General features: G+C 64.3%; 19 protein-coding genes. 10 read left to right on the forward strand and 9 right to left on the reverse strand.

The features are described from left to right. Nucleotides 1-154 precede the first annotated feature (154 nt). The 6 genes from GOOTI_RS10730 (at nt 155) to GOOTI_RS10755 (ending at nt 6,374) form a co-directional block, all read left to right on the forward strand. Complete coding sequence (locus GOOTI_RS10730; RefSeq protein ID WP_007238606.1) at nt 155-508, forward strand: YciI family protein; 354 nt, start codon at nt 155-157, stop codon at nt 506-508. Nucleotides 509-800: 292 nt separating this feature from the next. Next, nucleotides 801-2,654, forward strand: coding sequence for a molecular chaperone DnaK (dnaK, locus tag GOOTI_RS10735; protein WP_007238607.1), 1,854 nt, complete (start codon nt 801-803; stop codon nt 2,652-2,654). Next, nucleotides 2,651-3,259 carry a nucleotide exchange factor GrpE gene (gene grpE / locus GOOTI_RS10740; RefSeq protein ID WP_007238608.1) on the forward strand — a complete coding sequence of 203 codons (609 nt, stop codon included), beginning with the start codon at nt 2,651-2,653 and terminating at the stop codon, nt 3,257-3,259. The genes dnaK and grpE overlap by 4 nt, the downstream gene beginning before the upstream one ends. 140 nt (nt 3,260-3,399) lie before the next feature. Further along, nucleotides 3,400-4,602 carry a molecular chaperone DnaJ gene (gene dnaJ / locus GOOTI_RS10745; protein WP_007238609.1) on the forward strand — a complete coding sequence of 401 codons (1,203 nt, stop codon included), beginning with the start codon at nt 3,400-3,402 and terminating at the stop codon, nt 4,600-4,602. 3 nt (nt 4,603-4,605) lie between these two features. Beyond that, nucleotides 4,606-5,028 carry a heat shock protein transcriptional repressor HspR gene (locus GOOTI_RS10750; protein WP_007238610.1) on the forward strand — a complete coding sequence of 141 codons (423 nt, stop codon included), beginning with the start codon at nt 4,606-4,608 and terminating at the stop codon, nt 5,026-5,028. 128 nt (nt 5,029-5,156) lie between these two features. Then, entirely contained in the window at nt 5,157-6,374 is a 1,218-nt protein-coding gene (locus GOOTI_RS10755; RefSeq protein WP_007238611.1) for a DUF7159 family protein, read from the forward strand. A 14-nt stretch (nt 6,375-6,388) separates the two neighbouring features. On the opposite strand, the gene GOOTI_RS10760 is transcribed toward GOOTI_RS10755, so the two are convergent. Beyond that, entirely contained in the window at nt 6,389-7,540 is a 1,152-nt protein-coding gene (locus GOOTI_RS10760) for an FAD-binding oxidoreductase (RefSeq protein ID WP_007238612.1), read from the reverse strand. Between the two features lie 163 nt (nt 7,541-7,703). Here GOOTI_RS10760 and GOOTI_RS10765 point away from each other — a divergent pair, with 163 nt between their 5' ends. Beyond that, nucleotides 7,704-8,840 carry an amidohydrolase family protein gene (locus GOOTI_RS10765; protein WP_039993921.1) on the forward strand — a complete coding sequence of 379 codons (1,137 nt, stop codon included), beginning with the start codon at nt 7,704-7,706 and terminating at the stop codon, nt 8,838-8,840. A gap of 69 nt (nt 8,841-8,909) precedes the next feature. Here GOOTI_RS10765 and GOOTI_RS10770 read toward each other — a convergent pair whose 3' ends face one another. Both GOOTI_RS10770 and GOOTI_RS10775 read right to left on the reverse strand, forming a co-directional pair. Next, nucleotides 8,910-10,397: an amino acid permease gene (locus GOOTI_RS10770; RefSeq protein ID WP_007238614.1), complete on the reverse strand. Its 1,488-nt coding sequence runs from the start codon at nt 10,395-10,397 to the stop codon at nt 8,910-8,912. 233 nt (nt 10,398-10,630) lie between these two features. Further along, the gene (locus GOOTI_RS10775; RefSeq protein WP_039993931.1) at nt 10,631-11,575 is read right to left on the reverse strand and encodes a serine/threonine-protein kinase; all 945 of its coding nucleotides are present in this window, start codon (nt 11,573-11,575) and stop codon (nt 10,631-10,633) included. 143 nt (nt 11,576-11,718) lie between these two features. On the opposite strand from GOOTI_RS10775, the gene GOOTI_RS10780 reads away from it, so the two are divergent. After that, nucleotides 11,719-13,086 carry an FAD-binding oxidoreductase gene (locus tag GOOTI_RS10780; RefSeq protein ID WP_007238616.1) on the forward strand — a complete coding sequence of 456 codons (1,368 nt, stop codon included), beginning with the start codon at nt 11,719-11,721 and terminating at the stop codon, nt 13,084-13,086. 244 nt (nt 13,087-13,330) lie between these two features. After that, a complete protein-coding gene (locus GOOTI_RS10785; RefSeq protein ID WP_039993923.1) occupies nt 13,331-14,242 on the forward strand; it encodes a LysR family transcriptional regulator in 912 nt (303 codons plus the stop codon). Here GOOTI_RS10785 and GOOTI_RS10790 read toward each other — a convergent pair. From GOOTI_RS10790 to GOOTI_RS10800, 3 genes are read right to left on the reverse strand one after another with little or no spacing between them, the layout of a single operon-like run. After that, nucleotides 14,217-15,899: an acyl-CoA dehydrogenase family protein gene (locus tag GOOTI_RS10790; RefSeq protein ID WP_007238618.1), complete on the reverse strand. Its 1,683-nt coding sequence runs from the start codon at nt 15,897-15,899 to the stop codon at nt 14,217-14,219. The genes GOOTI_RS10785 and GOOTI_RS10790 overlap by 26 nt on opposite strands. A 39-nt stretch (nt 15,900-15,938) precedes the next feature. After that, nucleotides 15,939-17,465 carry a class I adenylate-forming enzyme family protein gene (locus GOOTI_RS10795; RefSeq protein ID WP_007238619.1) on the reverse strand — a complete coding sequence of 509 codons (1,527 nt, stop codon included), beginning with the start codon at nt 17,463-17,465 and terminating at the stop codon, nt 15,939-15,941. Nucleotides 17,466-17,508: 43 nt separating this feature from the next. Then, entirely contained in the window at nt 17,509-18,090 is a 582-nt protein-coding gene (locus GOOTI_RS10800) for a TetR/AcrR family transcriptional regulator (RefSeq protein ID WP_051997942.1), read from the reverse strand. 389 nt (nt 18,091-18,479) lie between these two features. Between GOOTI_RS10800 and GOOTI_RS10805 the strand changes: the two genes are divergently transcribed. Further along, nucleotides 18,480-18,833: an MFS transporter gene (locus GOOTI_RS10805; RefSeq protein ID WP_138985255.1), complete on the forward strand. Its 354-nt coding sequence runs from the start codon at nt 18,480-18,482 to the stop codon at nt 18,831-18,833. 355 nt (nt 18,834-19,188) lie between these two features. Here the strand turns inward: GOOTI_RS10805 and GOOTI_RS10810 are convergent, their stop codons facing one another. From GOOTI_RS10810 to hisD, 3 genes are read right to left on the reverse strand one after another with little or no spacing between them, the layout of a single operon-like run. Continuing rightward, nucleotides 19,189-19,944, reverse strand: coding sequence for an HpcH/HpaI aldolase family protein (locus GOOTI_RS10810; RefSeq protein ID WP_007238622.1), 756 nt, complete (start codon nt 19,942-19,944; stop codon nt 19,189-19,191). Then, a complete protein-coding gene (locus GOOTI_RS10815; protein WP_007238623.1) occupies nt 19,941-20,702 on the reverse strand; it encodes an SDR family NAD(P)-dependent oxidoreductase in 762 nt (253 codons plus the stop codon). The genes GOOTI_RS10810 and GOOTI_RS10815 overlap by 4 nt, the downstream gene beginning before the upstream one ends. Continuing rightward, nucleotides 20,699-22,018, reverse strand: coding sequence for a histidinol dehydrogenase (gene hisD / locus GOOTI_RS10820; RefSeq protein ID WP_007238624.1), 1,320 nt, complete (start codon nt 22,016-22,018; stop codon nt 20,699-20,701). The genes GOOTI_RS10815 and hisD overlap by 4 nt, the downstream gene beginning before the upstream one ends. Nucleotides 22,019-22,164 lie beyond the last annotated feature (146 nt).

The following is a 22,164-nucleotide window of genomic DNA, read 5'->3' on the forward strand; positions in this document are numbered from 1 at the left end:
TCCGCTTAGCTCCTCGTCGTCCAAGTCGGGGCGGGAGACAATGCGCACACTCGTGACGGTCGTGCGACGCATGTTCAGCCGTGTGGCGGAATAGGCTGGCACCGAGGTGTGCCGGTGCCGCCTCGTGTCCGTCGACCGACGAGAAGGAGCCGAGATGACCGAGTTGCCAGAGATCACCGACGCCGAGATGCAGACCATCATCGAATACGCGCAGCCCTACACCGTGGCGATCCTCAAGGCCGGACCCAAGCACGGCACGCCGGAGTCGGCGGACCTGGTGAAAGAACACGGACGACGCACCTTCGCGCTACGGAAGGCCGGCGAAATCGCCGTGGTGCTCCCGGTGCGCGACGATTCCGAGATCAGCGGGATCGCCGTCTTCGACCGCGACGTCGACGCTGTCACCGCGATCATGAACGACGACCCGGCCGTGCAGGCCGGCGTGTTCACCTTCGAAGTTCACCCCGCTGAAGGCATCCCCGGCGACGGCCTCCCGCCGGCTCCGTAGGAACGCCGGCGGGCCGAGGCGCGCAGACTTGCGCGAACTTCGCTCAACTTTTTTCTCCGAATCGGGAACAACCCTCCACCCGGTGTAGTTGCACCTATCGAGAAACCTGAGTCTGGCAGACTCAAGTAGACTTGACGCGGTAGGACTCAACCAGTAGGACATGAGTCGGACGCACTGAAGTCTCACACGTTCCAGGCGCAGGTTTGCAACGACCAACCCCCAGGTCGTGCCGCGAGCTCGACCCGGGGACAAGAACTTGGGTGCACACCCACAAACTAGGAGGAAATAACAGATGTCTCGTGCTGTTGGAATCGACCTCGGCACCACCAACTCCGTGGTGTCCGTGCTCGAGGGCGGCGAACCGACTGTCATCGCCAACGCCGAAGGCTCACGGACCACTCCGTCGGTCGTGGCGTTCGCGCGCAACGGTGAGGTACTCGTCGGGCAGCCTGCCAAGAACCAGGCCGTCACCAACGTCGACCGCACCATCCGCTCGGTCAAGCGCCACATGGGCGACACCGACTGGAATGTCGAGATCGACGACAAGAAGTACACCCCGCAGGAGATCAGCGCCCGCACGCTCATGAAGCTGAAGCGCGACGCCGAGTCCTACCTGGGTGAAGACGTCTCCGACGCGGTCATCACCGTGCCCGCATACTTCAACGACTCGCAGCGTCAGGCCACCAAGGAGGCCGGACAGATCGCAGGCCTCAACGTTCTGCGTATCGTCAACGAGCCCACCGCCGCCGCTCTGGCGTACGGCTTGGACAAGGGCGAGAAGGAACAGACCATCCTGGTCTTCGACCTTGGTGGCGGTACCTTCGACGTCTCGCTGCTCGAGATCGGTGACGGCGTCGTGGAGGTCCGTGCGACCTCGGGCGACAACAACCTCGGTGGTGATGACTGGGATCAGCGCATCGTCGACTGGCTCGTGGAGAAGTTCAAGAGCAGCTCCGGCATCGACCTGACCAAGGACAAGATGGCCATGCAGCGTCTGCGTGAGGCTGCCGAGAAGGCCAAGATCGAACTGTCTGCCTCGCAGAGCACCTCGATCAACCTGCCTTACATCACCGTCGACGCCGACAAGAACCCGCTGTTCCTCGACGAGCAGTTGAGCCGCAGCGAGTTCCAGAAGATCACCTCGGATCTGCTCGAGCGCACGCGCGCCCCGTTCCAGGCGGTCATCAAGGACGCCGGCATTTCCGTCGGCGACATCGATCACGTTGTGCTCGTTGGTGGTTCGACCCGTATGCCCGCCGTCACCGATCTGGTGAAGGAGCTCACGGGTGGCCAGGAGCCCAATAAGGGCGTGAACCCCGACGAGGTCGTCGCGGTCGGCGCTGCTCTGCAGGCCGGCGTGCTCCGCGGTGAGGTGAAAGACGTTCTGCTGCTTGACGTCACCCCGCTGTCGCTCGGTATCGAGACCAAGGGCGGCGTGATGCACAAGCTGATCGAGCGCAACACCACGATCCCGACCAAGCGGTCGGAGACCTACACCACGGCCGAGGACAACCAGCCGTCGGTGCAGATCCAGGTCTACCAGGGTGAGCGCGAGATCGCGTCGCACAACAAGCTGCTCGGCTCCTTCGAGCTCGGTGGCATCGCCCCTGCGCCGCAGGGTGTCCCGCAGATCGAGGTGACCTTCGACATCGACGCCAACGGCATCGTGCACGTCACCGCGAAGGACAAGGGCACCGGCAAGGAGAACTCCATCCGCATTCAGGAGGGCTCGGGCCTGAGCAAGGACGAGATCGACCGGATGATCAAGGACGCCGAGGCCCACGCAGAGGAAGACCGCAAGCGTCGCGAGGAGGCCGAGACCCGCAACCAGGCCGAGTCGCTGGTCAACCACACCGAGAAGTTCCTCAAGGACAACGAGGACAAGGTTCCCGGTGAGGTCAAGGACAAGGTCAATGCTGCGATCTCCGAGGCCAACGAGGCGCTGAAGGGCACCGACATCTCGGCGATCAAGAGCGCGATCGAGAAGCTGTCGGCGGAGTCCCAGGAGATGGGCCAGGCGATCTACGCGGCATCGGCTGCGGAGTCGCAGAACGGCGCATCTGCTGAGGGTGCCACCGCTGACTCCGACAGCGACGTCGTCGACGCCGAGGTCGTGGACGAGCCCAACTCCGGGGACACCAAGTGACCTCACAGGAGCCCGAGCTCGACCCGGTCGACGTCGAAGTCGACGAGCCGATCACGGTCACCGACCGGCGGCGCATCGATCCCGAAACGGGTGAGGTGCGCCCCGGCGGTGCCGGTGAGGCACCGAGTTCGGAAGAGGCGAGCGCGGGTTCGGCCGAGGTGGCCGAGCTCACCGCGGCCCTGCAGCGCGAGCGCGCGCAGTTCGCCAACTACAAGCGGCGGACCGAAGAAGAGAAGCAGGGACGCGTCGCCTACGGCAAGCAGATCCTGATCGACAAGCTGTTGCCGGTCCTCGACGACCTCGACCGTGCTCGTGAGCACGGCGATCTCGAGGGCGGACCGCTCAAGGGCGTGGCCGACAAGCTGATCGCCACGCTCGACGCCGAGGGGTTGACCAAGTTCGGCACACCGGGCGATGTATTCGACCCGGAACTGCACGAGGCCGTCCAAAACGACGGCAGCGGAGCAGAACCCGTTCTCGGCGCCGTCTACCGCAGCGGATACCGTCTCGGCGACAAGGTGATCCGCACGGCGATGGTCACGGTCACCGACCCGGAGCCGGCGCAGCAAGCGGAACCGCAGAATCATCAGAGTGGTGCACAATAAACACCTGCACATGCACCGATGGCGCGTCGCGTGAAATGACGCGGCGCGCCGTCGGCGCTGCACGGCTCCACCACACATCCAAGCTTTTCCACAATTCAAGACCAGACAACTTCACACAACCACGAAGGAGGTGACGTCTGGTGGCTCCACAACGAGAATGGCTCGAACACGACTTCTACAAGGACCTGGGCGTTGCTTCTGACGCTTCGGCTGAAGAGATCAAGAAGGCTTACCGCAAGCTCGCTCGCGAGCTGCACCCTGACGCCAACCCCGGCGACAAGGAAGCCGAAGAACGCTTCAAGCGGGTGTCCGAAGCCCACAGCGTGCTCTCCGATGCCGACAAGCGCAAGGAGTACGACGAGACCCGTGCCATGTTCGCGGGCGGTCAGTTCCGCGGCGGCGGCAACGGCTTTCCGGGAGGATTCCCCGGCGGGGGAACCCGATACTCGACGAACAACGGCGCCGACTTCAACATCGGCGACCTAGGCGACCTGTTCGGCGGCGGCGGCGAATCGAGCGGTGGCTTCGGCGACCTGTTCGACGGCTTGTTCAACCGCGGCGGGTCCCAGCGCGCCTCGACGGCCACCCGGCCGCGCCGCGGCAACGATCTCGAGACCGAGACCACGTTGTCGTTCAAGGACGCAGCAGTCGGCACGACCGTACCGTTGCGCGTGACGAGCCCGGCACCCTGCACGACCTGCCACGGAAGCGGCGCAAAGCCCGGGACCAGTCCCCGAGTCTGCCCGACCTGTAACGGGTCCGGGTTGGTGAGTCGCAATCAGGGCGCGTTCGGCTTCAGTGAGCCCTGCCAGGATTGCCAGGGCACGGGATCACGCATCGATGACCCGTGCACCGACTGCGACGGCTCAGGCGTCAAGGTCAGGGCGCGCACCATCAACGTGCGTATCCCGGCAGGCGTCGAGGACGGACAGCGTATTCGACTGGCGGGCCAGGGTGAAGCGGGTCGACGCGGCGCGCCGTCGGGCGACCTCTATGTCGTCGTCCACGTGACCGCCGACAAGATCTTCACCCGCAGCGGTAACGACCTGAAGGTGCAACTTCCGGTCAGCTTTTCCGAATTGGTGCTCGGCGCAACGGTTTCCGTGCCGACGCTCGAGGGGTCGGTGGGAGTCAAGATCCCGCCGAACACCACTGACGGACGCACACTACGCGTCCGTGGGCGAGGTGTACCGAAGCGTTCCGGCGGAGCGGGCGACCTCTTGGTCACCGTGAAGGTCGAGGTGCCGAGCAAGCTCGACGACGCCGCGACCGACGCACTCAAGTCCTACGCCGAGGCCGAGAAGGCCAGTGGCTTCGATCCCCGTGCAGGATGGGGGCGATGAGTCATGGCGAGTCGAGATTTCAGCGATCGGGACTACAGCGATCGGGACTTCGAGGACTCGGGCGCAACGTTCATGATCTCGGTGGCGGCCCAACTGGCCGGGATGCACGCGCAGACTCTGCGCACCTATGACCGTCTCGGGCTCGTCACACCCCAACGCACGACCGGAGGTGGTCGGCGGTACTCGACCCGCGACGTCGAACTCCTGAGAGAGATCCAACGCCTCTCACAGGAGGAGGGCGTCAACCTCGCCGGCATCAAACGCATCATCGACCTGACCAATCAGGTCGACGCACTGCAACAGCGAGTCGGTGAACTGCAGAATCAGGTCGAGCAATCCGCCCGCCGCGGCGGTGAGCTGGTGCCGGTGCCGCGCACGAGTGCTCTCGTCGTGTGGCAACCGCGACGCGCCAAGCGTAAAGACTGACCCACGCCGGCCGACGCGACCTTCACCGGACAGACGACGTTCAGAGTGACGTGTGATCCCCGACGGCCCGTTGGCCGTCGGGGATCACACGTTAGGCTGGCACCTCGAAGCAACGTGGGGAGGGAACGGTGACACAGTCGACCGGCACACCCTCGACGGGCACACAGGCGACGGGGACACCGCCGGCAGCGCGCGCCGGTACCGGACCAGTGGTCCTCGGCGTGTCGGTCGTCGGCGACGAGATCGCCTCGGTCGTCACCCGCTCCGCCGGAGGTGGGGACGAGATCGCTGCGAGCAACCTCGTCGACCTGCCTGATCATCTTCCCGAATCAGCGGCCGCCGCGATCACCGAGTTGGTCGAGTCGGTCCCGTTCGAGGTCGATCACCTCGTCGTCTCCTGTACCCGGCCGAGCACCCGCGACTATCTCGCCCAGACGTTCACCCCCGGTCCGTCGACACCCGCCTGGTACCAGAGCACCAGCGTCGACGACATCTCGACGGCGATGGTGGCGGTCGCCCTGAGGTCCCCGGGAGGCGCGGGCGCCACTGCGGTGGTGAACCTGGCCCGTCCCGGCCAACCCGCCGACGGCGTGTGCGTCGCGCTCGTCGACCATACCACCGGCCAGCTGCTCGACACGCGTGACAACTCGACGACCCAGGGGATTCCCGTCACCGACCCACAGGGTGCCGACGAATTGGCCCGCCTGATCCTGAGTGCCGACGGCGGATCGCGACTGAGCTCCGTCGTGTGCGTGGGTGCGGGCGCAGAGTTGCCCGGTGTTGCGCCCGCTCTCGAATATGCGCTCGCGCGTCCCGTGTCCATTGCCGAGATGCCCGCATTGGCACTTGCCGCGGGTGCTGCGGCAACGCCGGCGGCGACGACAGTCATGCCCGCAAGCGAATCGGTATCCGGCGGTCACACAGCTGCCCCGATTCGAGCCCGGCGCGATGCAACCGGACTGCGATGGTGGGCTCTGGGCGCGGTCATCGGGGTCGCCGTCCTACTCGGCGCGATCGGGCTGACAGCCCTGCACGCCAGCGGAGATGACAACAGCGCAACATCGGACTCGCCGGCGAGCACGGTGACCGTCACCGATACTCCGCAGCGCGCGACCGTCACGCGGCAGGACGATGCGGTCACCGAAACCGAAACCGAGACGCGGCGTGAGGTTCGCACCACGACCGTCACCCCGCCGACCGTCACCAGAACGACGGAGGCTCCGGCGGCAACGCAGACCGAGACGCAGACGGTCACCGACACCGCGACCGTCACCGCCACAGTCACTGTCACCGAACAGTCCGGTGGTGGCGAGGGCGGCCAGGGTGGAGAGGGGACCGGTGGCTGAGAGGTCCACTCGTCTCAGTACACGGGGTCGGATTGGATCATGCTCGCACGGATACCGGCGATGATCAGTCTGCGACGAGTCGCGGTCACCATCTGTGGGGATCCGACGACGAGAGCCTGATGGTCGCTCCAATCCCGCTCTGCTGCAACAACTTCGGGAAGCATTCCGATACGATGGTCGACCCCGAGCTCTTCTGGCGACGCGATCGAGTTCAACCACCACGGGTCGGTGGTCTCCTGGGACACGGCGGTGATGCGCAACCACGGATTCGTCGACGCTATGCGCTGGAGCACGGCGAGATCGTAGAGTTCGCCGGGATAGCGCATGCCGTAGAAGATGTGGGTCGACGGTGAGTCGGCCCGCTTCGACATCTCGATGAGCAGAGCGCGCAATGGCGCGAGTCCGGTACCGCCGGCGACCATGAGAACCTCGCGGCCGGGTGCGATGTGCAGAGTTCCGTGATTCTGGGCCAACGTCCAGACATCGCCGACGCGGGTGGTCGAGACAATGGCAGAGCTGACCACACCACCCGGAATGGCGCGCACGTGGAATTCGATCTCGCCGTCTGGGTTGGGCGGAATGGCAGGTGACAGATGTCGCCATTCGTGTGGCCATTGCGGAATCGCCACTTCGAGGAACTGTCCGACGGAAAACCGCAACGGACCGTCGCCGATGAGTCGCACGACGGCCAGGTCGCGCGTGATCCGATATTTTTCGACGACGCGCGCAGTCCAGGTGGGCGGTCCGGATGCCATCTCCGCGGCGCCCCGCATGACGCCGGTCGTCAACATCATCGCCTGGGTGACCGTCTGCTCGGTCTCGTCGTCCCAGTATCCGTCGAGCAGCTCACGGAATTCTCCGATCAGTGCTCTGCACATCAAGGGATAGTGCGCGGGCAGCACACCGAACTTGCGGTGATCGCGTCCGAGTTGGGCGAGTATCTCGACCAGTTCAGTGTGGCCGTCATCAGCGGGGATGACTTCGAGCGTATGGTCGATGACTCCGAAGAACGCCTCGCGCAGGTGTGTCATGTGAGCGGGGAACAGATCGCGCAGGTCCGGGTCGAGGGCGAACAGGCGTGTGAAGACGCCGCGCGTGAACATGTCGGGGTCGCGACCCATCACCCGGCGCACGTGGTGCAGCACGTGCCGAGAGTGCCCGCCCATCCTCACCTCCGTTCATGCAGCGCCGTCGACAGCCCTCCATTGTGCCCTCTCGCCCGCTTCTGGTGTTCGAGGAGCAGGCGAGCGGTGCGTCGTTCGAAAAGAATCCGCATATGTGAACCGTCTATTCGATCCGAAAGCAGACGCGATATGGGACGCTGAATATGTGGGCTCCCTGGAAAACGTGGTCCCGGGAATCGTAGACGCGCACATGCTCCAGTGGAATCCGCGTCAGACTCCCTGGCGGGCAAAGGGCCTCGCGCGGGTGCGACGACTCACGCCGAGGCTCGGCGATCGCGCGTTCACCCTGCTGGTGTCCCAGTCCGACCGTGAGTACGTGTTGACACCGTCGGTCATCGCCCGAGCATACGAGACCGAACAGTACGTCAAAGACATCAGTGACGTGCCCGCCGTGGCCGGTGCCCGGATCGACACCGTGATCCTCGCCGACTCGCACTGGCGCGCCTATGCCGGTGATATCGACGCGATTCCCGACGTCGAGGACGAGGAACTCTCGGAGACCCGCTACGCGATCTCGCTTCCCTTCGGTCGCAACGGAGCCCCGAGGCTCGGGGGGCTCATCGTGCACGGCGATCCCCGCTCGCCGAACTTCGCAACCCAACTCGACGCCCAACTCGACATCACGCCCCTCGTGCGCGCTGTGCGGGTACTGGCGGCACGCCACCCCGATCCACGCATTCGTGACTCGACCCCCGTCGAAGGTCTTGTGGCCTCTGCGGCTGCACTTCGAGGCTACGGGGAGGCAGTGCGTCGAGGGCTCGTCCTCGAGGTGTTCGTCTACTCGCACCAGCTCTACGACGTGATCAGTCTGGCGCGTGAGTATCCGCAGGCGACGATCGTGGTCGACCATATCGGTGCTCCGGTGGGCGCGTCCGCCCGCGCGGCTGCGGTGTTCCCGGTCCGCGCACCCATCGGCCCGAACATGAGGCTGTGGCGTGAGCGTGTGGTGAGCCTTGCCGCCCAACCCAACGTCGTGATGAAGCTGTCCGGCCTGGCCTTGCCGGCTCTCGGCTACGGACACGACACGCGCGGCAACATCGGCAGCAGAGAGACACTCGCGCAGATGATCGGACCGCTCGTCGGACACATGGTCAGTCATTTCGGGTCGGAGCGGCTCGTGTTCGGCTCGAACTACCCGTTGGACCGCCCCAACGCGACGATGGGCATGCTCGTCGGTGCGCTCGCAGACGTCCTCGCGACCTGGGGGGACGACCTGACGCGAAGAGTGTTCCGCGACAACGCTCTTCGTGTGTACAGCATCGACGACGACCCGTCGGCGTAGCGGATCGTCGTCGTAGCGGATTGTCGACGTAGCGAATCGTCGTCGACGTCAGGCGTCGGACGTCGCAGGTCAGTCCCGCTCGTCCTCCGGGCCTTCGGGAACCGGAGGCTGCGGCATCACCGGATACTCACCGGTGTAACCCTGACGCTGTGCCGCGATGGCGAGCACCTTGGAGCGACAGCCGTACCACCCGGCGATGAGCAGGGGTATGCCGACGATGATCGCGATGAGATTCCAGTAGTTGTCGTAACACATCAGCACGACCACCGCGGCCAGGAAGAGCAGCGTCGCGTAACTGGTGTACGGGGTTCCCGGCAGCCGGAACGCCGGGCGGGTGAGAATGCCCTTCTTCTCCCACCTGTAGAGCTGGATCTGACAGGCGACGATCATCCCCCACGTGGAGATGATGCCGAGCGCGGACAGGTCGAGTGCGATGTTGAACGCCTCGGACGGCACGAAGAGGTTGAGGATGACGCCGAGGAACGTCAGCGCACCTGTCAGCGCGATCCCGCCGAATGGCACTCCGTTTCGGTTCATCTTGCCGGTGAACGACGGTGCTGTTCCATTCAGTGCCATGGAGCGCAGCGTGCGACCGGTCGAGTACAGGCCGGCGTTGAGGCTCGACATCGCCGCGGTGAGCACGACGAGGTTCATGATCCCGCCTGCGGCGGGGACGCCGATCTTCGAGAAGAAGGTGACAAACGGACTCTCGTCTGCCTTGTAGGTGGTGTAGGGCAACAGGAGAGCGAGGACGATCAGCGATCCCACGTAGAACACAGCGATGCGCAGGATCACCGAGTTGATGGCGCGCGGCATCACTTTCGCCGGCTCGGCGGTCTCGCCGGCAGCTGTGCCGACCAATTCGACTGCGGCATAAGCGAAGATGACGCCCGACGTCACGATCACCAGTGAGAACAGACCCGTCGGGAACAATCCACCGTTGTCGGAGATGACGCTGAATCCGGTCGACGTTCCCTGGATGTCGAAGCGTCCGGCGAGGAACACGATGCCTACGACGAGGAAGGTCACGAGTGCGGTGACCTTGATGATCGAAGCCCAGAACTCCATCTCGCCGAACAACTTCACGGAGATGATGTTCATGGTCAGGACGATGCACAGCGCGATGAGAGCGATCAGCCATTGCGGGATCGCACCGAACATTCCCCAGTAGTGCACGTAGAGAGCGACCGCGGTGACGTCGACGATCGCGGTGGCGGCCCAGTTGAAGAAATAGAGCCAACCGGTGACGAATGCTGTCTTCTCGCCGAAGAATTCACGCGCGTAGGAGACGAACGAGCCAGACGACGGTCGGTGTAGGACGAGTTCGCCGAGCGCGCGGAGGATGAAGAAGACGAACACGCCGCACACGGCATAGGTGATGAACAGCCCGGGGCCTGCGTCGTGGAGGCGACTGCCCGCACCCATGAACAGGCCGGTACCGATCGCCCCGCCGATCGCGATCATCTGGATCTGACGCGGTTTGAGGGCCTTCTGGTAGCCCTCCTCCTCGTGAGCGAGTGCTGAGTTGTCGTACTGCGTCGATGGTTCGGCTGTCATGGCTCCCCGTGCGCGTAAAGAACTGTGGACGTCGAGCCACGATAAGTGCTTCGGGATACGGCAACATGACGCCGAATGTTAAAGATTCTTTGTCCCGCCGGGCGTTGACATGGCTGTCTGCGGGGCCAATTGCGTTGTCGCATAACCTGACCGGCGGTCGGATGTCCGAATTAACACCCGCATACGGTGTGGTGGGGGTCACATTCACCTGGGTGAGTGCCGAGCCGCCGATATCAGAACCTGCGCCAGGGCCGTCGCGGAGTGGTCGGTTGCGGAACCGGGACATCGCGCAGATTGCGGGCGACGATGTCGGCGAATTCGGCGCATGTCGAGTAACGGTCGGCGGGATCCTTCGCCAGAGCCTTGGCGAACACCGAGTTGAGCGCCGAGGGGAGCCACGGTCGACGACGGGTCAGCAGCGGCGGATCGTCGCGCAGGTGTGCGTTGGTGATGGCGAATGCCGTCGCACGCGGGAAAGGAGGTGCACCGGTGAGCAATTCGGTCAGCGTGCAGGCGAAGGCGTATTCGTCGGTTGCGGGCGAGAGTTGTCTTGCCGTGAGCAGCTCAGGCGAGGCGTAGGCGATGGACCCCTGTACCCGGCCGTTGCGAGCAAGGGGGCGATTGTCGTCGATGAGTTGCGCGATACCGAAGTCGGAGAGCAGTGCATCGGTATCGGCTCGGGTCGACGTCAGCAGGATGTTGGCGGGCTTCACGTCGCGATGGAGCACCTCGCGACTGTGAGCGAAATCGATCGCAGCGGCACTCTGTTGCGCCACACTGACGATGGTCGGCACCTCGGGTTCGGTCGTGGGCGACGGGATCAGTGCCGTCGCCGCAGGGCCGTCGACATATTGCATGGCGATCCACAGGGTCGGCGGAACCCGATCCGCGGGCAGACCGAGTGCCTGTGCCCGGCGGATCGCCTGCGAGTCGGGCGGGATCTCTCCACGCGTGTACATGGTGACGATGTTCGGGTGATCGAGCAGCGACGCGATGGTGAACTCGCGCTCGAAGCGTTCGGCAGCCCGTGTGTTGCCGGTCTCGTCGGAGTGCAGCACCTTCAGCGCCTCGGACCGCCGGTCGTCGCCGCGGTGGACGCGGTACACGTCGGCACTGCTACCGCTACCCACCAGCGCGTCGATGGTGTAACCGGCTACGTCACTTCCCGGCTCGTACACCACGTCAGGGTATCCGCGCGATGTCGTGCGAGTGAAATGGTCCACGGGAGAGCGGCCTCGCGTCGCGTCGTCGACGATCTGCGGATTCCTCAGTCCTCGAAGTCGGGCAACGGTGACACTCCCTGAGCCTAGGCTTGGACTTCATGAGCAGCGCACCACTCGATGAACTGATCGCCACGCTCGGCGATCAGATGGTCGTGACAGATCCGGACATCCTCGCAGGCTATCGCCGGGATCGCGCCAACGACCCGGACGCGGGAACGCCGATTTCGCTGGTGAGGCCCACTGCGACAGCTGAGGTCCAGGAGGTGGTGCGGTGGTGCGGACGGCACGGGATTCCGCTGATCACCCGTGGTGCCGGGACCAGTTTGTCGGGAGGGTCGACCGCGGTCGACGGAGCTTTGATGCTCTCCACCGAGAAGATGCGGAATCTGGCGATCGACACCGCGACCCGCACGGCCGTCTCACAACCGGGGCTGCTGAACTCAGAGGTCAAGGCGGCTGCGGCAGCTCACGGCCTCTGGTATCCGCCCGATCCGTCGTCGTTCGAGATCTGTTCGATCGGCGGCAACGTGGCCACCAACGCCGGCGGTCTGTGTTGCGTGAAGTACGGCGTCACCACCGACTACGTACTCGGGCTCGAGGTGGTGCTCGCCGATGGCCGCGCGATCAGGGTCGGCGGCAAGCAGTTGAAGGATTCGGCAGGGCTGCCGCTGACGAAGCTGTTCGTCGGCAGTGAGGGTCTGCTGGGCATCATCACGGAGGTCACGTTGAGACTGCTCCCACCGCAGGCCTCGGCGTGCACGGTCGTCGGCTCTTTCGCCTCGGTGCACGACGCGAGCGAGGCTGTGCTCGCGATCACCGCGCAGATCCGACCGGCGATGCTCGAATTCATGGATTCGGTGTCGATCAACGCCGTCGAGGACATGCTCAAGATGGGACTCGACCGACAGGCGGGCGCGCTGCTGGTCGCACAGTCAGACGCCCCGGGTCCCGCGGGCGTCGCCGAGGTGGAGTTGATCGAGAAGGCGTTCTCCGACAACGGCGCCACCGAGGTGTTCGCGACCTCCGACCCCGCAGAGGGTGAGGCGTTCACCGCTGCGCGGAGGGCGGCGATTCCGGCCGTGGGGAGGCTCGGGTCGTTGTTGCTCGAAGACGTCGGTGTGCCGCTGCCTGCACTACCCGATCTGATCGACGGGGTGGCGGCCATCGCCACGGAGAACGAGGTGATGATCTCGGTGATCGCGCACGCCGGTGACGGCAACACCCACCCGCTTATCGTGTTCGATCCGTCGGACGTCGATGAGAGTCGCCGCGCCCAGGCGGCCTTCGGCCAGGTGATGGATCTGGCCATCGGTCTGGGCGGGACCATCACCGGCGAGCATGGCGTCGGACGGTTGAAAAAGGCGTGGCTGCCTGATCAGCTGGGAGCCGACGTCATGGAGCTGACTGCAACGATCAAGGCCGCTCTGGACCCGCAGGGGTTGCTCAACCCGGGAGTGCTTCTGTGATCACGAGAGACTTCTGGGACGACCAGCAACCTCTGGGACCAAGAGAAAACGGTACCGGTCCGCATGTCGCAGCGCCCCCTCTGTGCTGCGACATGCGGACCGGGATCGAGCACAGCTGACGTCTTCGAGAATGGAAGGCGCTGACTCCAAGTTCGTACCGCTGAGCACACTGTAATCACGTTTTGCACAACCATCCATCGAGAATATCCGGATAATTGTCAACTTCTGATTGATAATAGGGGCTATGACCAGTTCATCGGAGCGTGACCTGGACCTTCGGCGTCTCAGAATGTTCGTCGAAGTGATCGAGGCGCCATCACTGCGCGTCGCCGCCGAGCGTCTGTTCATCTCGCAGCAGGCGCTGTCATCGGCGATCAAGGACCTCGAGCGGCAGCTGGGTGTGCAGCTGTTCTCCCGGTCGCGCCGATCACTGACGCCGACGGCAGCCGGGACGGCACTGTACGAGGGTTCGGTTCCGCTGCTCGCAGGCGGCACGCACCTCGCGTCGGAGGTGCGGATGGTCGACGCCCAGAATCCCGATCCGTATGTGATCGGGTACACACAGGGTCTCGCGCCGTCGGAAGTGTTCCAGGTCATAGAGGGCGCGGTCCAACAGGACGCGTCGATGCCGATCACGGTGCGCCCGGTCGCCGCGGAGTTCATCCGCGAGGAGCTCCTCGCCGGCAGCATCGATCTCGCACTCGCCCGCACGGTGGAGGCTCCGCCCGACCTCGCCGGCGCCATCGCGACCAGTCACGAACTGCGTCTTGCGGTCAACGCGCGCCACCCGCTCGCCGCACATGAGACGTGTGCGATGAAGGATGTCGCATCCTGTCAGATCGTCATCTCCGAGCTCGAACCCGACTACACGAACATGATCGTGTCGTACTGCCGACGCGCAGGGTTCGAACCCGAGATCATCGTCTCGAACCTGCGCGGCACACCGCCGCACACCTCGGTGATCGCCCATCCGCAGGCTGTCGCGTTCGTGACCAACCAGCCGGGCTGGCTCTACGACGACCAGATTCGCGTCATTTCGTTCGACAACCCGCCGATGACCCCTGTCATGGCGATGTGGTTGCCGAACACGGCGCCGAGGATGCGCAACCGCATCCTCGACGCCGTCGGGGTCAGTGCCGCTGCAGAATCGCAGTGAGGTCTGCGCCCACGGGTAGCGTTCCGTACTCCGCTCCACGGTCAGCGCCGAGTCGTGCAGCGATGAATGCCTCGGACACCGGCGTCGGCGAGAAGCGAACCAGCAGTGATGCTTCGAGAGCAAGTGCCATGGATTCGACGACGCGGCGTGCGCGGCGTTGTGCGGCGGAGGGATCGAGTCCGACCAACTCGCCGAGTTCGGTGCGCACGCGGTCGAGGTGGGCGTCGAGAACCGGATCGGCACCACGTGCGAGGTTGATCTCGGCATCGAACGCGGCGAGCGATTCAGGCTCGCGCGTCATCGCGCGCAGGACATCGAGCGCGATGACGTTGCCCGAGCCCTCCCACACCGCCATGACCGGTTGCTCGCGGTAGCGCATCGCCAGCGGGAAGTCCTCGGTGTAACCGTTTCCGCCGAGGCACTCCAGCGCCTCGTAGGAGTGGTGGGGGCCGCGTTTGCAGATCCAGTACTTGGCGACCGCGGTGGCCAGGCGGCGGAAGGCCCGCTCCTGATCGGTCGCGTCCTCATCATGGGCGCGGGCCAGACGGATCGCCGTCACCGTCGCGGCTTCGGACTCGAGGGCGAGGTCGGCGAGGACGGCGTTCATGGCGGGCTGATCGGCCAGTGTGGCGCCGAATGCCGCGCGGTGGCGGGCATGCCACACTGCTTCGGCAACCGACTGGCGCATGCCCGCCGTGCTGCCGAGCACGCAGTCGAGTCGCGTCTGTGCCACCATCTCGATGATCGTCCGCACCCCGCGGCCCGGCTCGCCGACCATCAGTGCGACGGTGCCGTCGAGTTCGATCTCACTCGACGCGTTGGATTTGTTGCCGAGCTTGTTCTTGAGGCGCTGGATGCGGAACGAATTGCGCGTACCGTCGGGCAGGATGCGTGGCAGCAGAAAGCATGAGAGTCCCTCGCCGCCAGCACCTTCAGCTTGGGCGAGCACGAGGAAAGCGTCGGACATGGGGGCCGAGCAGAACCACTTGTGTCCGGTGAGGAGGTACTCGGCGCCGGGGCCGCCTGCACCGACGGGTCGGGCGACGGTGGTATTGGCGCGAACGTCGGAGCCACCCTGCTTCTCCGTCATCGACATGCCGAAGATGGCCGACGACTTGTCAGCGGAAAGGTCGGGGGAGTAGCTGCGCGACAACGCTTTCGGCACCCACTGTGCGGCCACGTCCGGCTGCAGTTCCAACGACGGGATCACGGCGTGTGTCATCGACACCGGGCAGGCGTGTCCCGGTTCGATCTGTCCGAACAGCATGAAGATCGCTGCGCGGGCCACGTGTGACCCCGGCTGAGGATCGGCCCAGCAGCGCGTGTGCGCGCCGTGTTCGACCGCCGCAGAGATGATGCGGTGGTAGCTGGGGTGGTACTCGACCTCGTCGATCCGGTTGCCCCAGCGGTCGAAGGTGTGCAGTTCCGGAGTGATCGTGTTGGCGAGCGTGGCGTCGTGTTGGAACTGCTCGGTACCCACCAGCGCGCCGACCTCGCGGAGTTCGTCTGTGGCCCAGCCGGCGTCATGACGGTTGACGGCCTCGACGAGCACGGTGTTCAGCTCGTACTCGTTGACGTCGGTGCGCGGGGCGGACTGGTTGAACACGGTGTGTGTCAGGTGCGGTTGCGGATGTGTGGTGGGGGTTGTGGAGGTCATGATTGGTGCCTTTCTCAGATGAGGTGGGGCTGTGTGCGTTCAGGCCGTGGTCGACAGTTCGGGTGTGTTGATCAGGTGCTTCTGGATCTTCCCGGTCGGCGTGCGCGGAAGCGACTGTGCGACATGGAATTCGCGCGGGATCTTGTAGCGGGCGAGACGACCGGCCAAGAACGTCGTGAGATCCTCGGGCACATCGTCCGCACCGTCGATGCGGACGATGTGCGCGATCACGGTCTGGCCCCACTCCGGGTGCGGACGTCCGACGACTGCCGCTTCGGCGATGGCGGGGTGGGCGGTCAGCGCGTCCTCCACCTCCTTGGAGTACACGTTCTCGCCACCGGTGATGATCATGTCCTTGGTGCGGTCGACGATGAAGAGGTAGCCGTCGTCGTCGACGCGCGCGAGGTCGCCGGTGTGGTACCAGCCGTCGGCATCGATCGCGGCTCGGGTGGCCTCCGGGTCGTCGAGGTAACCGATCATGGTGGTCGCGCTGCGAATCCATATCTCGCCGACCTGGTCAGCACGTGCCTGTCCGCCGTTTGCGGTGACGACTCGCACGTCGACGCCTGGGAGGCCGACTCGTCCGATCGAGCCCGCTTTGCTCACCTGTTCGTCGGGGTAGAGAACCGAGCCGACCGGGCCGGTCTCGGTCATGCCGTACACCTGGAAGAAGTTGTCGCTGCGGTATCCGGCGGCGAGTCGCTGTGCGACCTCGGGGCCGATCGGGCCGCCGCCATACAGCCACGCGCGCGCAGAGGACAGATCGTAGTCGGCGAAGTCGGGTACCGAGTTGAGTGCGGTCGTGTAGATGACCGGCGGCCCGAAGCACAGTGTGATCCGTTGTGCAGCAGCAGTCTTGAGGAACTCGACAGGATGATACTCACGCTGCAGCACGACGGTTCCACCCACGTACAGGGTGCCGAGAAGCCAGTTGTTCAGCGGCGATGCGTGCCAGATGGGCACGCTCATCAGGAGTCGTTCATCGCGCGTCATCGACAAGCCGATCACGGCGGTCATCGCGGTGAGCGTCACCGTGCGGTGCGTGTGCACACAGCCCTTCGGAAGTCCGGTGGTGCCCGAGGTGTACAGGATCTCGGCGACCGTGTCGTCGGTCAGCTGCGCTTGCTCCGCGGCGGGCAGGGGAGCGGCCGACGCCAACGCGTCCTCGAGGTGCGGGACGTCGGGCACCGAGGTGTCGGTGGTCATGACGGCGACATCGATGCCTTCTGTTCCTGCGTGCAATGAGCCGTCGACCACCAGGAGCGACGATCCCGAATGAGCAATGATGTGGGCGACCTCCGGTGGGGCCAGCTTGTGATTGATCGGGACGATCGTTGCACCCACACGCCACGCGCCGAGCATGGCGATGACGAAACCCGTTGTGTTGTAGCACATGAGGGCGATGCGATCGCCTGAGGTCAGCCCGTGACCGGCGAAAACAGTCGCCGCGCGGCGGCTCTGATCCACGAGCTCGGCGTAGGTGAATGAATCTCCTTCACCTGTGATGAGCACGTCCTTGGTCGGGAATTTGGTTGCTGCACTGTCGAATGCGGCGAGTATGTCCACGAGTGACCTCTTCGTTGTGGTGTGTGCGGGGTGGTCGGACCGGTCACGACGTGTCTGTGGTGGGGAGACTGGCGTCGAGCACGCTGTCGGGGATGCCGAGGTTCGCGAAGATCACCGTGACGGAGTCGGTCAGTGACGGCCCCAGTGAGTCGTCGGTGGCCGACTTCTGGACGGCGAGTCCGAAGATCGCCGACCAGAACGCCTTGGCCTCGACGTCGATCGAGGCACGCAGTTGCCAACCGGTGCGCACGAGCTTCTGCATCAGGGCTTCCTCCCCGCGTTCGTGCAGGGTATGAAGCGTTGTGGTGATGAGCTCACGCAGATCGTCTCGGCGTGACACCAAGAGCATTGCGGTGGTGAACATCTCGACGCCGCGCAGTTCCGGCCCGAGCAGCGTGGTCACCAGTGTCTGTGCGTACTCACGCACGGTTTCGGTGGTTTCGGCTGCTTCCTCTGCATGGCGTCCGGCGCGTAGAACCGCAGCGCACGCGACCTCGACGAAGAGTTGCTCCTTGGAGCCGAAGTAATAGGTGACCTGGTTGGGGAATGTCCCCGCCCGCTCGCAGATCTGCGCGACCGATGCGGTCTCGCCCTGCTCGCGGAAGACCTCGTCAGCGGCGCGCATCAGCGCGAGGCGGGTCTGCTTACCGGCGGTACGTGTTGCGCGCTGCGTCGCACGAGGCGACGGCGAACGAGGTGGCACCCTGACTCCGTGTTTGTATGACGAACAAGTTTGTATGTTCGACAATAAACCGCGGCTCGACGCGGGTCAAGGGAGGAGGTGTGAGATCCAGGTCTAGATCAGATGCTCCAGGTCTATTCCGTCGTATCTCAGATAATCCATGCCTAGATCGGATGTTCTCGGAGCCATCGACGTTCAGGTGCGAATACGTGGTGAGGTTCCCTGGGTGGCCAACTGGCGTCGTGGGCGGTCAGCGTTGTCTACACGGCCGCATACGGCGGCCTATGGTGCGGGGCTTGTGGAGGCGGGACATCCGTATCGTCAACCAGCCGATGAATCGCCTGCATCACCTTCTGGACCGTCGCCAGCATCGTCGTGAATCGGTCCAGGTTGGCTGCGGAATAGCTCGCCAGCGCTCCTGGATTCGCTCGCCGAGTGGGTCGAAAAACCTGGTCGATCATAGAACGGTTTTCCAACGGAAGGTTGATGTCACGCTCTCCGGCAACACCCGTCGCTGGCTCGGCCTCATCGCTATCGCGTTGTGTGTGGCGCTCATCGGGGTCTACGCCACCATCGTCAACGTGATCACGCCGTCGATCATCGACGATCTGGGCATCGATTCGAGTCAAGCTCAGTGGATGCAAGAGTCCTACGAGATCGCCTTCGCCGCGCTCTTGCCCTCGTAGGTCGCCTTTCCGATTTACGCTGCGCGAGAACGATTGTCGCCGTCGGGTTGTGATCTTGGGCTGACCAGCCTGATGGCGGGACTTGCGCCCGCGGGAGGTCTGCTCATCGCCGCGAGATTCCTGCAAGGCGTCGGCGTCGCTGATGAACTCAGGCCCGTTGTCGATGCGCAACACCATCGGCGGGCCACCCCAGATCACGAAGACCTTCTTCAACTCTTCGATCAGCTACTCCGGGGGATCGAGCGGTCCACGATGTTGCGCAGCGACAACCGGGTGCCTTCGTCGTCTCTTCACGCCTTCACCAGGGCAATCAGGACCCTGGAACCAACCGGACCGGTTCACGCGGGACGCGCCATCAGCGCTTACTGCGTCGAAGAGCTTGGAGCATATGCATGATGCTGTGGGTGAGGTTGACAACTACCATCGACGCCCCGGCCTCAAACGATTCGCGCACCCTGTCGCTGTCACCGACGATATCCATGCGCAACTTGTCAGGGCCTATCGCCGAATGGGCTTGTGCAATGGCCGTTTTCACGCGGTCGTCGCTCGAATCGACATAGCCGGAGGATGCGGCGAGGTCGGCCGGTCCGCACAGCACGCCGTCGACCCCATCGACAGCCAGGATGTCGTGCGCGTTTTCACACGCTTGAGTCGATTCAATCATGGCAATCGTCAACACTGTGTCCAGAGCGCTGGCCAGGTGCTCTTCCTGAGACCTCTGTCCGAATCGTCCGGTGCGCCCGTACGTCGCGAATCCGCGCTCGCCGAATGGTGGATAGTGGGTCTGTCGCACGAATTCACGCGCATCGGAGACTGTGTCGATGTGCGGCATGACAATTCCCTCGACGCCTAGGTCGAGCGCGCGCTGGACCATGGCGGGTTCTCCTTGGCCCACCCTGATTATGGTTCCGATTCCCTGAGCTTCGGCGGCCGTCACATGGGCACGCAGTGCGAGCTGGTCTGCTGGACCGTGCTCGCAATCGATGAGTACATAGTCCATGCCCGCCACCGCTGCCATCTCGACGAGCTCTTCGCTGGGCATGCGAACGAGTACTCCGAGTAGCTTGTCGCCGTCCTGCAAGCGCTGCTTGAGGTTCGAGCCGTCCCTCATCGTGCCACCATCCCTGCGGATAGGTCGACATCCGCGCCACACATGCCCGACATCGACAGGATTGCCACCACCGCGCCCGCTACCTCTTGTTCGGTGACCATGCGTTTCAGGGCGGACCGCGACACGAAAATTGCTTCTGCTTCAGCGTAAGTGGAGCCGGTGCGCTCGGCCTCGAGTGTGAAATTTCGATGCATGCGTGCACTGTCGATCGGTCCAGGCGACAGGCTGTTCACACTGACCCCCGATGGCCCGACCTCGGTGCTCAGAGTGGCCGTTAGCCCGAGAACGGCCATCTTAGACGCACAGTAGGGAGTGCGTCCCGGCAGCGGCCGTTTGCCGGAGACCGATGCGATATTGACCACGTCACCTGCCTTTCGGCGAACCATCGCGGGGAGGAACTGCCGACACATCAGATACGTTCCGCGAACATTAACCGCGAAGACTTCGTCCCAGGCAGAAGGGTCCACGTCGACGAGATCGGCGACGGGCCCGGCAATCCCGGCGTTGTTGATGAGGATGGACACGTCCTCGGCTGCTAGATCGCGGCGCAGTTCTGCGACCGATTCGGGGTCTGACACATCGCACACCGCAGCGTGTACCTGTTGGGGGTACTCCGCGACGAGAGCGTCGAGAGTTTCTCGCGTGCGTCCCACCACCACGACTCGAACGCCGTTGTCGACCAGTTCTCGGGTGATGGCCGCCCCCAGTCCGCTACCACCTCCCGATACCAGCGCTGTGCGTCCCCTGAGCGCACTCACTGAGCAACTGCCGTCAATGCATCGGACCAGGAAAGTTGTGCATCGCCGTACTTGGCGGCACGTACGTCGCCTGATCGTGCGTGGCCTTCGAACAATTCCACGCGAGCGGCGCGGCCGCAGACCTCCCCAAGCTTCGCACTCGACGTCGTGTCGAGCACTTCGGAGTAGGTGACGGTCTTGAGGTACTTGCCAACCCAGAGCCCGCCTGTGTAGCGCGCGGAACCTCTGGTCGGTAACACGTGGTTTGTGCCGATCACTTTGTCTCCGTATGAAACACACGTTCCCTCGCCCAGGAACAGCCCACCGTAGTTGCGCATCTTCTCCAGCGCTTCGCGCGGATTCTCGGTGAGCACCTCGACATGCTCGCTCGCGTACGAGTCCGCTAGTGCATACGCGGCGTCGATATCGTCGACAACAATCACTTCGCCGTGGTCATGCCACGCGGGTTCAGCGAAGTCCTTGGTCGGCATCTCCGGGAGTAGGCGTTCGATGTGGTCGATCACGCGAGTGGCGAGTTCGGCGGACGTCGAGATGAGTATCGCCGGCGAGTCCGGGCCGTGCTCTGCTTGCGAGAGCAGGTCGACAGCCACGACGAATGGGTCCGCAGATTCGTCCGCAATGACGAGGATCTCCGTCGGGCCGGCGAAGAGATCGATACCGACCTGCCCGAAGAGTTGCCGTTTCGCCTCGGCGACATAGGCATTGCCAGGTCCCGCGAGCATGTCCGCCTTGGCGATGGTGTCGGTGCCGAGTGCGAGTGCTCCGATCGCCTGCACACCGCCGAGAAGGTAGATCTCGTCAGCTCCCGCGAGGTGCATGGCCGCGACCGTTGCTGCAGGAACCTCACCGCGAATGGGTGGAGTGCATGCCGCGACGCTTGGCACCCCGGCCACCTTGGCGGTGACGATCGTCATGTGGGCCGACGCGGTGAGGGGGTAGCGCCCCCCCGGGACGTAGGCTCCCACGCGTCCTACGGGAATGTGCTTCTGTCCCAGGTGTACGCCGGGCAGCGTTTCGATCTCGAAATCGGACATCGATGCGCGTTGGTGCTCAGCGAAGACCCGCACTTGGTGTTGGACGAACTCGATGTCCTCGATCACCTGGGCCGGGAGCGACGCCACGATGTCATTGATCTGTGCCGCGTCGAGCCGGAAACTCTCGGGCGTCCATTTGTCGAAGGTGGTCGACCATTCACGTACGGCGACGTCACCGCGGTCGCGGATGTCGTCGAGGATGGACGCCACGCGGGTGATGACGTCGTTGCGCCGGGTGCGTACCGACTCGGCCGGCAGCGCAGATTTTAGGATGCGGGGCATGAGTTCTCCTGGGGTTCTGGGGTGAGATGAGTGGTCAACCATTGATTCAGTTGTTCGCCGACGGACTGGGGTTTCTCCCACGTGCTCAGGTGCCCTGATCGGGCGATCGTGCGAAGTTGTGCTTCGGGAATTGCATCGACGATGTC

Origin of the sequence: Gordonia otitidis NBRC 100426, from assembly GCF_000248075.1 — a bacterium.
In the GTDB taxonomy this organism is placed as follows: domain Bacteria; phylum Actinomycetota; class Actinomycetes; order Mycobacteriales; family Mycobacteriaceae; genus Gordonia; species Gordonia otitidis.